Annotated in this window: 12 protein-coding genes; 6 read left to right on the top strand and 6 right to left on the bottom strand. The window is 70.7% G+C overall.

Annotated features, from left to right (window positions below):
* The first annotated feature begins 59 nt into the window (after positions 1-59).
* Complete coding sequence (locus tag ACQ614_RS34310) at positions 60-830, top strand: alpha/beta fold hydrolase (protein WP_431683017.1); 771 nt, start codon at positions 60-62, stop codon at positions 828-830.
* Positions 831-1,045: 215 nt separating this feature from the next.
* On the top strand, positions 1,046-1,654 hold the full coding sequence (locus ACQ614_RS34305) for an HU family DNA-binding protein (RefSeq protein WP_431683016.1): 609 nt from the start codon (positions 1,046-1,048) through the stop codon (positions 1,652-1,654).
* An 82-nt stretch (positions 1,655-1,736) separates the two neighbouring features.
* On the opposite strand, the gene ACQ614_RS34300 is transcribed toward ACQ614_RS34305, so the two are convergent.
* The gene (locus ACQ614_RS34300) at positions 1,737-3,302 is read right to left on the bottom strand and encodes a carbohydrate binding domain-containing protein (protein WP_431684102.1); all 1,566 of its coding nucleotides are present in this window, start codon (positions 3,300-3,302) and stop codon (positions 1,737-1,739) included.
* A gap of 556 nt (positions 3,303-3,858) precedes the next feature.
* On the opposite strand from ACQ614_RS34300, the gene ACQ614_RS34295 reads away from it, so the two are divergent.
* Both ACQ614_RS34295 and ACQ614_RS34290 read left to right on the top strand, forming a co-directional pair.
* Complete coding sequence (locus ACQ614_RS34295) at positions 3,859-4,482, top strand: dihydrofolate reductase family protein (RefSeq protein ID WP_431683015.1); 624 nt, start codon at positions 3,859-3,861, stop codon at positions 4,480-4,482.
* Between the two features lie 9 nt (positions 4,483-4,491).
* Positions 4,492-5,901, top strand: coding sequence for an amidase (locus ACQ614_RS34290; RefSeq protein WP_431683014.1), 1,410 nt, complete (start codon positions 4,492-4,494; stop codon positions 5,899-5,901).
* Between the two features lie 61 nt (positions 5,902-5,962).
* On the opposite strand, the gene ACQ614_RS34285 is transcribed toward ACQ614_RS34290, so the two are convergent.
* The 5 genes from ACQ614_RS34285 to ACQ614_RS34265 all read right to left on the bottom strand — a co-directional run bounded on the left by ACQ614_RS34285 (position 5,963) and on the right by ACQ614_RS34265 (position 9,789).
* A complete protein-coding gene (locus ACQ614_RS34285) occupies positions 5,963-6,976 on the bottom strand; it encodes a polyprenyl synthetase family protein (RefSeq protein WP_431683013.1) in 1,014 nt (337 codons plus the stop codon).
* A 427-nt stretch (positions 6,977-7,403) separates the two neighbouring features.
* Complete coding sequence (locus ACQ614_RS34280) at positions 7,404-7,820, bottom strand: hypothetical protein (RefSeq protein ID WP_431683012.1); 417 nt, start codon at positions 7,818-7,820, stop codon at positions 7,404-7,406.
* A 145-nt stretch (positions 7,821-7,965) separates the two neighbouring features.
* Positions 7,966-8,397 (bottom strand): hypothetical protein, encoded by a 432-nt coding sequence (locus ACQ614_RS34275; protein ID WP_431683011.1) that lies wholly within the window; start codon positions 8,395-8,397, stop codon positions 7,966-7,968.
* 83 nt (positions 8,398-8,480) lie between these two features.
* The gene (locus ACQ614_RS34270) at positions 8,481-9,188 is read right to left on the bottom strand and encodes a class F sortase (protein WP_431683010.1); all 708 of its coding nucleotides are present in this window, start codon (positions 9,186-9,188) and stop codon (positions 8,481-8,483) included.
* Positions 9,175-9,789, bottom strand: a complete 615-nt coding sequence (locus ACQ614_RS34265; protein ID WP_431683009.1) for a hypothetical protein — start codon at positions 9,787-9,789, stop codon at positions 9,175-9,177. The genes ACQ614_RS34270 and ACQ614_RS34265 overlap by 14 nt, the downstream gene beginning before the upstream one ends.
* 1,001 nt (positions 9,790-10,790) lie before the next feature.
* Between ACQ614_RS34265 and ACQ614_RS34260 the strand changes: the two genes are divergently transcribed.
* Together ACQ614_RS34260 and ACQ614_RS34255 are read left to right on the top strand one after the other, a co-directional pair.
* Positions 10,791-11,504: an efflux RND transporter periplasmic adaptor subunit gene (locus ACQ614_RS34260; protein ID WP_431683008.1), complete on the top strand. Its 714-nt coding sequence runs from the start codon at positions 10,791-10,793 to the stop codon at positions 11,502-11,504.
* A gap of 701 nt (positions 11,505-12,205) precedes the next feature.
* Positions 12,206-14,299: a cellulose binding domain-containing protein gene (locus ACQ614_RS34255; protein WP_431683007.1), complete on the top strand. Its 2,094-nt coding sequence runs from the start codon at positions 12,206-12,208 to the stop codon at positions 14,297-14,299.
* The last annotated feature ends 123 nt before the right edge of the window (positions 14,300-14,422 follow it).

Raw genomic sequence — 14,422 nt, 5'->3', positions numbered from 1 at the left:
GCCGATTCTAGGCCACAACCAAGCTAGTTTATATAAATATCCTTAGTTATGCTCGCCCCATGACCACCGACCGCGCAGTCGCGCTCGACGACGACCTGGCCATCACCCTCTCCGAGAGCGGGACGGGCCGCCCCGCCCTGCTCCTCCACGGCGGCGGCGGGCCGGCCACCGTGACCGGCCTCTCGGCACACCTGGCCCGCACCATGCACACTCTCACCCCCGTTCACCCCGGCTGGGACGGCACCCACCGCCCCGGTTGGCTCACCGGTATCGACGACCTCGCCCTCGCCTACCTGCACCTGCTGCACGACCGCGGACTGAAGGACGTCCTGGTGGTCGGCTCCTCCCTCGGCGGCTGGATCGCCGCCGAGATGGCCGTCCGGGACACCGCCGGAATCATCGGCGACCTCGTCCTGGTCAACGCCGTCGGCGTGCACGTCGAGGGCGAACCGATCCGGGACGTCCTCGCCCTCGACGCCCGCGGCCTGGCCGAGTACGCCTGGCACGACGCCGAGCGGCACTACGTCGACCCGGCCGGGCTGCCCGCCGCCGAACTCGCCCGCCGCCAGGGCAACACGGCAACCATGCGCACCCTCGCCGGCGACCCGTACATGCACGACCCCAAGCTGCTCCGCCGCCTCGGCCGGGTCAGGACGCCGGCCCTCCTGCTCTGGGGCGGGAGCGACCGGATCGTCACCCCCGCGTACGGCGCCGCCTACGCCCGCGCCTTCGCCGACGGCCGCCTCGCCGTCGTCCCCGGCGCCGGCCACCTCCCGCACGTCGAACAGCCCGACGCCACCTTCGCCGCCCTCGACGCCCACCTCTCCTGACCGGCCCGCGCACCGCGACCAGGAGCAGCCGGGGGCGGCGAGTTCGGGGCCCGGTGCCCGACCGCCGCAGGGGGCGGAGAAGGGGTGGACCGCGGGCATGGGCGCTCCCGACGGGCTGCGCGGCTGCCGTTGGGCAGGCGGGAGACCTGAATGGCCCCTATGTTGAGGATGAAACAGGACAAAACCATCCCCGATGTTGTTGTGGAGACGTCGTCATGAACAAAGGACAACTCGTCGAGGCGGTCGCCGGGCAACTCGGCAGCCGCACCGCCGCCGAGGACGCCGTGGACGCGGTCCTCGACGCCATGGTCCGCGCCGTGGTGGCCGGGGAGCGGGTGCAGGTCACCGGCTTCGGCACCCTGGAGAAGGTCGAGCGCGCCGGCCGCTACGCCCGCAACCCCCAGACCGGCGAGCGCGTACGGGTCAAGAAGACCAACGTGCCCCGCTTCCGCCCCGGCCAGGGCTTCAAGGACCTGGTCTCCGGCGCGAAGAAGCTCCCGAAGTCCGGCCCGGCCACGGCCAAGGCCCCCAAGGGCTCGCTCACCGCGGGGAAGGGCGCAGCCGCTGCACCCGCCCGCAAGCGGGCGGCCGCTAAGCGCACCGCCGCCGCCGCGGCCACCACTGCGAAGAAGACCACCGCCAAGAAGGCCACCACCAAGAAGGCCACCGCCGTGGTCAAGAAGACCGCGCCGCCCGCCAAGAAGACCACCACGGCGCGGAAGGCAACCGCCGCGGCGAAGAAGTCGACGACGCCGGCGAAGAAGGCCGCCACCGCCAAGAAGGCCGCACCGGCCAAGCGGGCCACCCGCCGCACCACAGCGTGAACCCTCACAGGCCGGGCCCGGTTCTCGACACCGGGCCCGGCCCCTTCACGGCGTGGGAGGTCAGCCGGGAGTCAGCGGGAGATCAACGGTTCTGGAGGGACTTGACGTTGTCGCCGAAGGTCCATCCCTTTGAGCCGTCCCAGTTGATCGACCACGTCATGAGCCCCTTCAGCGAACCGCCGAAGGCGTTCCACGACTGGCTGACCAGGCTCGGCGCCATGTAGCCACCACCCGCGCCGGGCTGGGCGGGCAGGCCGGGCACCTGCTTGTCGTAGGGCACCTTGATGGTGGTGCCCTGGATGACCAGGCCGTTGTTCAGGCAGGTGGTCTGCGCGGTGAAGCCCTGGACGGTGCCGGCCTGGTAGGAGTCGCCGGAGCAGCCGTACATGCTGCCGTTGTAGTACTGCATGTTCAGCCACCACAGGCGGCCGTTGTCGGCGTACTTCTTGATGATCGGCAGGTAGGCGCCCCAGATCGATCCGTAGGTGACGCTTCCGCCGGTGACGTACGCGGTTTCGGGGGCCATGGTCAGGCCGAAGCCCGCGGGCATCTGGGCCAGCACGCCGTCGATGATGCGCACCAGGTTGGCCTGGGAGGCGGACAGCGTGTTGATGTTGCCGCTTCCGGAGAGGCCGGTCTCGATGTCGATGTCGATCCCGTCGAAGTTGTACTTCTTGAGGATCGGGACGACGGTCGCCACGAACCGGTCGGCGACCGTGCTGGAGCTCAGGTCGATACCTGCGGTGGCACCGCCGATCGACATCAGGATCGTCGCCCCGGCCGCCTTGGCCCGGCACATCTCGGCGGGGGTCGAGACCTTGACGCCGGCGTCCATGCCGTCCTGCCACAGGACGGTGCCGTCCGACAGGATCACCGGGAAGGCGGCGTTGATGACGTTGTAGCCGTGCGCGGCGATCCGGCTGTCCGTGATCGGGACCCAGCCCATGCCGGGGTGGACGCCGTTGGCGGCGCCGTCCCAGTTCTCCCAGTAGCCCTGCAGGACCTTGCCCGACGGCTTGGGTTTCGTGGGGCAGGTGTCGCCGCCCGTCGGGCTGGTGCTCGGCGAGGCGCTGGTCGACGGGCTGCTGCTCGGGGAGGTGCTGGTGCTCGGTGAAGCACTGGTCGACGCGCTGGTGCTCGGGGAGGCGCTGGTGCTCGGCGAGGGGCTGCTGCCGCCGGGGCCGGTGAGCGACACGTCGTCCGCGTAGTACGCGGGCTGCCCGTACCAGCCGTGCACGTAGACGGTCACCGAGGTGGTGTTCGCCCCGGTGGTGAAGCCGACGCTGAGCTGGCCGTACGACGAGTTGTTCGGCGTCCAGGTGGACGGGGCCGTGGTGAGGCCGGTGCCGGTGGCGCCCAGGTAGACGTAGCTGCCCTGGACATAGGCGCTCAGCGTGTACTGGGAGTTGGGCTGCACGCTGATGGTCTGCGTGCACTGCGCGTTGTCCTGGCCGGTCGGCGTGGCCTTGAGCGCGGAGGCGCCGGAGTGGACCGGACTGCTGACGGCCGCGCCGGAGCCGCCGGAGCAGGTCCAGCCGGAGAGCCCGTTCTCGAATCCGGAGTTGGCCACCAGGTTGGGGGTGGCGGCCCCGGCCGTGACGGAGCCGGCCACGGCGATGCCGGCACCGATGACGGCGGCGGCGCTCACCCCGGCGACGGCGCGCCTCAGGACGGTCGGTCCGTGCTCGGCGCGGCCGGTCCGGTTCACCTGCGATGCGCGTTCCACGGTCGCGCGCTGCGGGCGAGCAGCTCGGAGCGGCTCGTTCCCGGCCCGGTCGCCTTCGAGGCGGCCGGCATCCGGACAGGGGCGGAAGTCGCCCGACGGACGCGGAGTACGCGACCTTCGACGGAACATGCTGTGCTCCCTTCCCGCCGGGCGTCATGGGCATGACCAGCGCGTGGGGGCGCGACGTCCGGCTGCGGGTGAGGTGGGGACATGTGGGGCTGTGCCGGACCGGATCGTAGGAGGGGCGGCAAGGCTCGTCAATAGGTCTGGACCAATGGCAAGGGTGCGGCTCCGTCGAGCAGGGGTGATCCGCGGAAGTTCCGCGCACGGGAAGACCGGTGAGTGCCTTTTACGGCAGCCGGGGCCGGGCCGGCGCGGCAGCGATTTCGGCGGCGTCCGGCGTGGCGTCGGACACCGGGTTCCGTGCTGTCTGGGACGCTGGGCGGGTCGACCGGACGGGAAGAGAGCGAGACATGCCGTGGCGCAGCTGACCCTCACGACGTTCCTCACCCTCGACGGTGTCATGCAGGCCCCGGGCGGCCCGGGTGAGGACGACAGCGGCGGCTTCCAGTACGGCGGCTGGGTCGTGCCGTACTTCGACGACGACGCGGGGCGCTTCATGGCCGAGGTCTTCGAGCGTGCCGGCGCGTTCCTCCTCGGCCGCCGGACGTACGACCTCTTCGCCGGGTACTGGCCGAAGATGACGGACCCGGACGACCCGATCGCCTCCCGGCTCAACGCGCTGCCGAAGTACGTCGCGTCGACCACCCGCGACCGGGGTGACTGGCAGGGCACCACGTTCCTCGGCGGCGACGTGCCGGCCGAGGTCGCCCGACTGAAGGAGCGGCTGCCGGACGGTGAACTCCAGATCCACGGCAGCGGGGCGCTCGCCCGATCACTGATGGGCCGCGATCTGATCGACGAGTACCGCCTGCTCGTCTTCCCCGTCGTCCTCGGTACGGGCAAGCGGCTCCTCCCCGACGGCGGCCTGCCGACCGCCTTCCGGCTCACCGACACCCGCACCACCGGCTCCGGCGTCGCCGTCCACACCTACCGGCCGACCGGGCGGGCGACCTTCGGGAGCTTCCTGCCCGATGAGTGACTCCCGGCAGTGACCCCGGCACCCGGAAGCCCACACGGCGGACTGCTCGACCAGGCCGCCGCCCTCGCCGACGGCAGGGTCACCGCCCGCGAGCTGGTGCGCGACGTGCTGGCGCGGATCGAGGCGACCCGGATCGAGCTCAACTCGTTCCGCCTGGTGCGCGGCGCCGCTGCCCTCGCCGAGGCGGACGACGCCGACCGGCGACTGGCCGCCGGTGAACGGCTTCCCCTGCTCGGGGTGCCGATCGCCGTCAAGGACGACATGGACGTCGCGGGCGAGCCGACGGCGTTCGGCTGCGCCGGGGACTTCCCTCCGGCAGTGGCCGACAGCGAGTGCGTACGGCGGCTGCGGTCGGCGGGCGCGATCATCGTCGGCAAGACCAACACCCCCGAGTTCGGCCAGTGGCCGTTCACCGAGGGTGCCGCGTTCGGCAGCACCCGCAACCCGTGGAACACCGACCGCACCCCCGGCGGCTCCTCGGGCGGTTCCGCGGCCGCCGTCGCCGCCGGGCTGGTGCCCGCCGCCCTCGGCTCCGACGGCGCCGGCTCCGTCCGCGTGCCCGCCGCCTGGACCCACCTGGTCGGCATCAAACCCCAGCGCGGCCGGATCCCGGTCTCACCCGGCAGCGAGGATCTGCACGACCTCACCGTTCCCGGACCGCTCGCCCGCACGGTGGCCGACGCCGCCCTCCTCCTCGACGCCGCCGTCGGCCACCGGCCGCGCGGCACCCCACTGCAGTTCGCCACCCCGATGCTCGACGCCGCCCGCCGCGAGCCGGGCCGGCTGCGGATCGCCCTCTCCCTGCGCGGCCCCACCACCGGTGTCCGGGCGCCGCTGCACCCCGCGGCCCGCGCCGCCACCCTGCGGACGGCGGCCGCCATGGCGGACCTCGGCCACACCGTCCGGTCCGCCGACCCGCAGTACGGGCCGATCGGCCCCGCCCAAGTACCGCGCGCCGTCGCCGAACTCCACCACTGGGCGCGGCGCCTGCCCGGCGCCGGCCCCCTCGACTCCCGGACCCGCCGCAACATCGCACTCGGCCGGCTGCTCAGCGGTCGTGCGCTCACCCTCGCCCGCGCCGCCGAACGACCCCTGCGCCGACGCATCGGGGCGATCTTCGACTCGTTCGACATCGTCCTCACCCCCACCACCGCCACACCGCCGCCCCGCGTCGGCTACGCCGCCCACCTGACCAACCGCCGGACCGGCCTGGCCGCCATCGCCGCCTGCCCCTACACCTGGGCCTGGAACGTCCTCGGCTGGCCCGCCGTCAGCGTCCCCGCCGGCTTCACCGCCGCCGGTCTCCCCCTCGGCGCCCAACTCCTCGGCCCCGCCGACGGCGAACCCCTCCTCGTCTCCCTCGCCGCCCAGCTCGAACACCACCAGCGCTGGCCCTCCCACTGGCCGCGCCTGCCGTAGGCCCCGCAGCCCGGACGGCGCCTTCCCGGCTGGGCGTCCTCGAAGCCGGACGGTGTACGGCTCACGGGAGTTCGTCGGCGATGGCGTCGACGAAGACGGCGAGCTCGGCCTGTGCGACCGGGTCCGGCACCGCCTGCGGCAGGACGTCCTGGGCCAGCCGGATGTGTTCCCTGATCCGCTCCTCCAGCCAACTGCGGCCCTGGCACTCCTCGATGAGGTCCGCAACGTGCCGGAGCTGATCGAGGGTGGGTTCGGCCGTGTCGTCGTAGAAGGCGGCCAACTGGTCGCGGGCCGGTCCCCGGGACTGCAGGGCGATCGCGGCGAAGGCCCGCGACTTCCGGCGCCGCAGGTCCGCGAACCGGTCTTCCAGCGCGTCGCGCGAGGTGCCCCACACGCCCTCCCAGTCGTCGAAGAACGCCATGGCCATCCCGGCGTGGTAACCGAACCGCTCGGCGGCCGCCACCTCCTCCTCGCCGGCGCCGCGCACCAGCGCGCCCGCGACGCAGACGCCGGCCGTGGGAAGCGCGATGGTGCTTTCCAGCAGTTCGAGCGACAGCTCGAGGCTCATCCGGGAGGATCCTTCGGTCTCCAGGTCACGGACCTGCCCCGAGCAGCACTCCCGGATGGCGTACGCGGCCCGCCGGGCCAGAACGGCCGAGACCGGCCTGGGGTCCTGGGCCAGCAGCTCGAACGCCAGGCAGTGCAGGGCGACCCCGACCTGGATCGCGGCCGGCACGCCGAACACCGTCCACACGGTCGGCCGTCCCTTGCGGAGCATCTCGCAGTCGATGATGTCGTCGTGGACGGTTCCGGCCGCCGACATCAAGGTCCCCGCCACGGCGGCGGTCCGCACCGCGTCCCAGGCCTGCGCGCTGCTGCCCGCGCACAGCAGTGCGACCAGCGCGGGTCGCCGCCGGAAACCGACCGGTGTCGACGGGCGGCCCTCCGCGTCGATCCAGCCGAAGTGGTACTCCGCCATTCGCCGGACCGGCTGCCCCAGCAGGGCTGTGGCCTCACGCAGGGCGGGTTCCATGAAGGCGATGACGTCGCGGGTGATCTGCTGCGAAGTGCGCACGGTCTGCAAGGAGGTCTCCGACACTCTCGGGTGGCCACGGACGGGCACCGCACCGGCTCCCGGAGGAACGCACGCGCAGCCCTCCTGCCATGACGGCCCCTCCTCGCAGCGGGCGCAACCCGGCGAGGCCACGCGCGGGCGTGTCACCACACCCACCCCGGCGATCCGGCGTCCACTACCGGTGCCGGACCGCTTCTCCACTCAGCGGTGCTCGGTTCTCGAAGTCGAAGCGGCAGCCGGCGTCCCACTCGGAGCGCCGGTTGCCGTGGGCCGGCATGCCGCCGGCGTCCCTGAGCATCCGGGCCAGGTGCATCGCCCGCCGTCGGGTAACCCCTCCCAGCCATGAACGGCCCGGCGTCGGAGAGCTCTCCGGCGCCGGGCCGTCATCATGGCTTCATGCTGCGCCGGGACCGGCCCTGGTCGGCGATCAGGCGCAGGCGAGCTGCCAGGCGCCGTACGAGCCGGAGACGTAGCTGCCCTCGTCGACGTGGCCGACGCGGAAGTAGAAGCACGCGCCTTCGGCGAAGTCCTTGTAGAACACAGGCGCAACGTTGTAGTCGTACCCGGTGTATCCACCGGTGTAGTCCTTGGTGTACTTCGTGTGGCTGGTGCTGGCAGTTCCCAGGGTCGGGGACGTGTACTGCAGGCGCACGCCCTTGCCGTCCCGGCAAATGTCGAGGAAGCGGAAGTCGTCTCCGTCCTGGGAGAATCCCACGGCGCCGCAGGTGTTGCTCGAGGTGGCGTAGTCGCTGATGGAGTACGCGTAGGCCGTGTTCGACACGCCGAAAGTGATGGCCGCGGTGGCGGCCGCGGTCACCGTGAGCCGCTTGATGAGCTTTGACACGTCAGTCTCCTCATGAGTCCGGGGAGTGCCGTGACCACGACATGAAGGTCCCCCCGTGATCTTGGGGCAGGACTATGCCCGAAAAATGATCTTCAGGCAACTGGCTTCTCTGCTCATCGGCTCATGTGACTTGACGTCAAACCGACTAAGGAGTAGAGAGAGAGAGAGAGAGAGAGAGAGAGAGAGAGAGAGAGAGAGAGAGAGAGAGAGAGAGAGAGAGAGAGAGAGAGAGAGAGAGAGAGAGAGAGAGAGAGAGAGAGAGAGAGAGAGAGAGAGAGAGAGAGAGAGAGAGAGAGAGAGAGAGAGAGAGAGAGAGAGAGAGAGAGAGAGAGAGAGAGAGAGAGAGAGAGAGAGAGAGAGAGAGAGAGAGAGAGAGAGAGAGAGAGAGAGAGAGAGAGAGAGAGAGAGAGAGAGAGAGAGAGAGAGAGAGAGAGAGAGAGAGAGAGAGAGAGAGAGAGAGAGAGAGAGAGAGAGAGAGAGAGAGAGAGAGAGAGAGAGAGAGAGAGAGAGAGAGAGAGAGAGAGATGACGAATCCCCCACCCAGGTCGATATCGGCCCGCACCGCACGCCCGGCCACGCATCGGCACCTCGTCCATGCGCGCCGGCAGGGGAAATTGCACCGCCCGGGGGCATACGATCGCCCTCCCGTGCGATCACCACTCAGCTCGATTCCCCCCACACATCGGGCCTGCTGTGGGTGAGGTGCGCGAACACCACGACGTTTCCGGTGTAGTCGCCGTTCACGAATGCGCCACCGCAGGTGATCAGGCGCAGCTCGGGTGACGGTCGAGGCCCGTAGACCGCGTCGGCGGGAAAGCTGTTCTTGGGCACGACGGTGGCGGCGTCGACGGTGAACACGGCTACGGTGCCGTCCGCTCGCGTGATGTCCACTTCGTCGCCGGGCTTCGCCGCGCCCAAGGGGTAGAAGGCTGCTCTGCCGCGCGGGAGGTTCCGGGAGTCGACGTGCCCGAGGATGATCGAGGAGCCGATCGTTCCCGGAGTCGGGCTTCCGCTGTACCAGGAGGCACGGTCGGCCTGGTTCTCGGGGGGCACGGCCAGGGAGCCGTCGGCGTTGAGTCCGCCGGCCAGGATGTCCGCGTGGATGCCCAAACGCGGGACGTCGATGTGCACCGGGACGGACGGGTTCAGGGCTTCGATCTGCGGTGTACCGGCGGTGGACCGGTCGGTCGGCAGGGTGGGCACGCCGCTCTGGTCGGGCTGCGGAGGGGGTATGCGCTGGTACTCGGCGCTGGGGGCGAGGACGTACGCCCCGGCCCCGTAGCCGGCGCCGCCGAGGAGCAGGACGAGCGCCACCATCAGTGAGGGGCGGCCCAGCCCCCGGCGAAGGCCGCGATCATCGGTGCGCACCGGGTCGCCGACGTCGGACGTAGCGGACGACCAGTGCGGAGCCGATCGCCACCACGGCGAGCCCCAGTCCGACGGCCGTGGGGCCGGGTCCGGTCGATGCCTGGCTGCTGCCGTCCCCGGCGGCCACACCCCCCGTGGGGGAGAGCGTCAGGATCGGGTTCTCCGTGATGGTCTCGGTCGTGGTGGTGGTCGCCGTCACCGTCGTCGTCGGGTGGGGGCTCGACGGGCTCGCGCTCCCCGAGGGGCTTGCAGTCGGGCTGCCCGTGGTGGCCGTGACGGTGAACGTGGCCGTGGAAGCGCTGCCGTCGCACGTCACGGACACCGTGTACGGACCCGCGGTGGCCAAGGTGGCGATCAGTGCAGTCCCGGACAGGGTGCCCGCGCTGGAGGACGATTGGTTCAGGGTCACCGGCGCCGAGAAGGCGGTGGAGATGGCCTGGACGTTGCTGGTCGTGGTGCAGCCGGTGGCCGTGATCGACAGGGACTGTCCGGCGGCGATGCTGGTCGGGTTGACCGTGACGGAGGCAGCGATCGCAGGTGTCGCCGTCACCAGGCCGACAGCGGCCGCCAGTGCGGCTGTGCAGACGACTCGTGAGTTCATCGTGGATGGTTCCCATCGTCCGGTACGGTCCGGGCCACTGCATCGGTGCCGTGGCAGCCGCGTACGGGGCCGGGTCTGGATCGGACCGGCGCACAGGACCGTGCTTCTCCCATGGAAGGGGATGAAGCGTCGCGGTGCACCTCGGCCGGTCACCGCCCGTAAGGCGCAGGAGGAATCCTTGCGCCTGAGCGCGGAATTTTCCAGCTCGCCACTCGGCAGTAGCCGAATGGGGGAAGGCGATCGGAGCACACCCGGCGACAACCGCGGAGAATCCTTGACCTCCCCTGCCGCGGTTGCCATTATCCGTACGTCCGACGGTTGGGTGCAGCGGCGCCCGGCAGACGGTCGGACCGCTACCCGGCTTTATCTCCTGCACAGGTTCGAAGGAGATGTCACCCGCTTGAGTCTGCGCCGTGGTCGGGTTTCCGTGCGTCCGGCGTCCGCACCGGGCCGCCGGAGCCGGAAGTGGCGCTGGCTGGCGCTCCTTCTCGCCTCTGCAGCGGTGGGGGTCATCCTCGCAGTTCTGACGCAAAGCCCGGATCGGCATTTGGTGTTCACCGTCAAGCGGGACAACGTCCGACTTACCACCCGCACGGACGGAACGGTGACAAGAGCTGCGACGTACTGGCTCTCTTTCGGCTCGGTGGTGGCCTACACCGAAACGAAACCCGGTGAAACCGGCACGTGCGGTCGGATTGCCGTCGACAATCCCCCTGCCGTTCTCGGGAAAATCACGTCCCTCCCCGTCGCGGCCGGCACCCACGTCGTTGCGGGAACGGTCTTGGCAAAGGCCGACACCGCGCGCGCCCAGAGCGACCTCTCCGCGGCGGAGCAGGAGCTTTCCCAGGCGACCGCCGCCCTCAAAGCCCGTCAGGCCGCCGTGAGCCCGGCCGGCCCCGGCTCCGGCCGCCGGTACTTCCCGGTCCGCCTCGCCGGCCGCCTCGACACCGAACTCCCTCCTCGGCCTCCCCGAGGAACAGCTGGCCGCGGATCAGCAGCGGGTGGCCGAGGCCCAACGGCGCAAGGACCAGGCCCAGCGGGCAGTGGCCGCCAGCACGATCACCGCGCCGGCGGCCGGGTTCGTCGAGTCGGTGAACACGGCCGTCGGAGCCGACCCGTCCTGCGAGGAGCCCGTCGTGGTCCTGCGGGCGGACGAGTTGCAGGTCGAGTCGTCGATCGACGCCGCCACCTTGGCGAAGCTGCGCGTGGGACAACAGGCCCTGGTCACGGTCCCGGACGCCAGGGCCCGCGGGATGACGGCACTCGAGGGTCTTCCGACCTCGGCCGTGACACCGGGGAGCCGGGACCAGCCCGTCTCCGGGGAGGCCGGATCCGACGTCCTGGGCGCATACAGCCGGGAGGGAGAGGGGGACCGGACCGCGGGCCTCGGCGGGCAGGCGGCCCGATACCTCATGGAGCTGCGGCTACCGGTCCCCCCAGCGGGCGTACTGCCGGGAATACGAGCCGAAGTGACGCTGACCCTGGACTCCCGGGACCATGTGCTTGCGGTGCCCCCGTCGGCGATCCACCACGACAGGGAAGGGGACTACGTTCTGGTCCTGCAGTGCGACGACATCGAAGAGAGCGGGGAGTGCCGCAAGAGCGTTCCCGTTCGCACAACGGTACGACTCGGACTTGCCGGCGACCGGCTCACAGAAGTGATCTCCGGCCTCGCGGAGAACGATTCCGTCATCCTTCCGGCCCCAGAAAAATGAGGCGAACGGTGGCAGCCCCCGCACACAACGCCGCAGGGCCGCGAAGAGAACGGATCGTCTTCCGGTCAAGGAAGTCGCACCCGACGACAGGCGTGACCTTCTCATACTGTCCTCACCTGCACGGAAGCTGACGCACGGCGGCGTCTCCGCCCACCCGGCCGAGGTCTGCGAAGCGCACGTGCCCGGATCGGCGATCTCGACACCACGGGGATCGCGGACGGGGGCCGAATTGGCGGGCCTGCCCTTCGAACCGGGACGGACTGCGGGCGGGAGACGACCGCCTGCGCGGCTGCGTTCAATACGCGAAGTACCGGAACCCGGCATGGAAGTCCCCACCTTCACGGCCTCATGGTTGATCAGTTGCGTCTCGACAGCGCACATGATCACCGCGAGGCCGCTCCGCTGTCCTAGGAACGGCGAAACCCGTGGCCGGACAACGGTCCGACCACGGATGTGTTCCGAGAACGCCTCAGCGGCCCAGCGGCGGCCCGGAGATGCGCCCACTGCGATCCTGCGTCCCGGCGCGTCAGGAAGATTGACATGCCCGGCACGCCCTCCCATCATGGGAGCGCTCCCAAGCCTCACGCGTCGCACGCATCGTCGACGGTCGACGCGGCGCCGTACGCCGCACAGTTCCCCGTCCGTCGTCCGGCTCCGCGGCGTGGCCCCGGGCCGGCGTATCACCCGGGAGGAACACCCCCATGCTGTTCCGCAGGAGACCAGACGGGCTCCGTCGCCCCCTCGCCGTGACGGCCTCGGCCGCCCTGGCCGTGGTGGCCGCGGCTCTGCCGCTGTCCACCCCCGCCGTCGCGGCCGACCCGGCCGCCTCCGGCGACACCACGGTCACGGTCAACGCGAGCGCGGGCCTGGGCACCGTCGGTTCCACCGCGCTCGGCGCCAACACCGCCATCTGGGACTCGTACATGAACGACCCTCAGGTGGCCTCCCTGTACAAGGCCGCCGGGATCGGCGCGCTGCGCTACCCCGGCGGCTCCTACTCCGACATCTACCACTGGGTCGACAACACCGCACCCGGCGGTTACGTCGCCCCGGGCACCGACTTCGACGCCTTCATGGGAACCGTGAAGGCGTCCGGCGCCCAGCCGATCCTGATCGCCAACTACGGCTCCGGCACGGCCCAGGAGGCCGCGGACTGGGTTCGGTACGCCAACGTCACCAAGGGCTACGGGGCGAAGTACTGGGAGATCGGCAACGAGATCTACGGCAACGGCTGGGAGAACGACACCCACGCCGACAAGACGCCGGACCAGTACGCCAGGGAGGTCAAGGCGTACGCCGCGGCCATGAAGGCCGTCGACCCCACCGTCAAGATCGGTGCGGTGCTCACCATGCCCGGCAACTGGCCGGACGGACTGGTGGCCGCCGGCGACACGGGCGACTGGAACCACACCGTGCTCGCCGCCGTCGCCCACGACATCGACTTCGTCAGCGTCCACTGGTATCCCAACACCGGCAACGGCGACCAGTCGCTGGCCGCCGTGCAACAGCTGCCCGGTGAGCTCCGCGAGGTGCGCAGTCTGGTGGACCGGTACGCGGGTGCCGACTCCGCGCGCATCGGCATCGCGATGACCGAGGTGAACTCCAACTCCGGCAGCGGTGCCTTCACCAGCCGCCCCAACGGTCTGTTCGCCGCGGAGGCCATGATCACGGCGCTGGAGAACGGCGTCTTCAGCGTGGACTGGTGGGACACCCACAACGGCGCAGGCACCGTCACCACCGTGGGCGGTGAGACCGACTACGGCGACATGGGCATGCTGTCGAACGGCAGTTGCTCCGGCAGCGTCTGCGAGCCGGCGGTGAACACCCCGTTCGCGCCGTACTACGGCATCAAGGCACTGGGCGCCCTCAGCGACCCGGGCGACAGCATGGTGGCCTCCGGCACCTCCGGCTCCGAGGTCTCGTCGCACGCGGTGCTCCGGGCCAACGGTGACCTCGGCGTCCTGCTGCTGAACAAGAGCTCCTCCGCCGAGCACACCGTGGACCTGCGGTACCTGGGCTTCACCGCCGGCTCGCCGGCCCCCTCTGTCCAGCGGTGGGCGCCCGGTGACGACGGCCTGGTGGACGCCACCGGTACCGCCACCTCCTCCTCGGCGACCCTTGCCCCGTACTCCATCACCGTGCTGACCGTGCACCCGAAGAGCGGCACCGGCTCGTCCGCCGCCACCGTCGGCACCCCCGGTGCGCCGCAGACCACCTCGGTGGGCGCCAACACCGTCACCCTGGGCTGGCCGGCCGCCAGTGGTTCGGTGGACCGCTACGAGGTCTACGAGCAGCTCGGCACCACCATCCAGCTGCTCGGTTCGTCCACCGGCACCTCCGCCACGCTCTACAACCTGCCGCCGGGCTCCCGGCACACGGTCAACGTGCTGGCCCGGGACCAGGCGGGGCGCCTCTCCCGGCCCTCCGTCCCGCTGACCTTCACCACCGGCACGCCGGACGACAGCACCTGCACCGTCTCGTACCAGGTGACCACCGGCTGGGGCAACGGCTTCGTCGCCAACGTCGTGGTGAGCAACCTCGGCCCGGCGGACATCAACGGCTGGACGCTGGACTTCGACTGGCCGTCGACCGGGCAGTCCGCCGACTCGTGGTGGAACGCCGACATCGCCGGTGAGGGACAGCACGTCCGCGTGACCAACGGCGAATACAACGCGCGGCTCGTACCGAACGGCGGCAACTCCGTCAACTTCGGCTTCGTCGGCGGCAACAACGGCGCCAACCCGTCCCCCACGGTCTTCCGGCTGAACGGAACGGTCTGCCGGACCATCACCTGATCCACACCACCGTCCCGGGTGGGGGCGGCCCCGCCGCCCCCACCCGGTGCGTTTCTCAGGCCCGACGAGAAGGTGCCGTTCTCGTCCGGCCTGTCCTTGGTCGGATGGCGTGGTGACACCCGT

It is taken from the genome of Kitasatospora dryopteridis, from assembly GCF_050749075.1.
Taxonomy (GTDB): Bacteria; Actinomycetota; Actinomycetes; order Streptomycetales; family Streptomycetaceae; genus Kitasatospora.
This window is presented reverse-complemented; position numbering and strand designations above follow the sequence as displayed.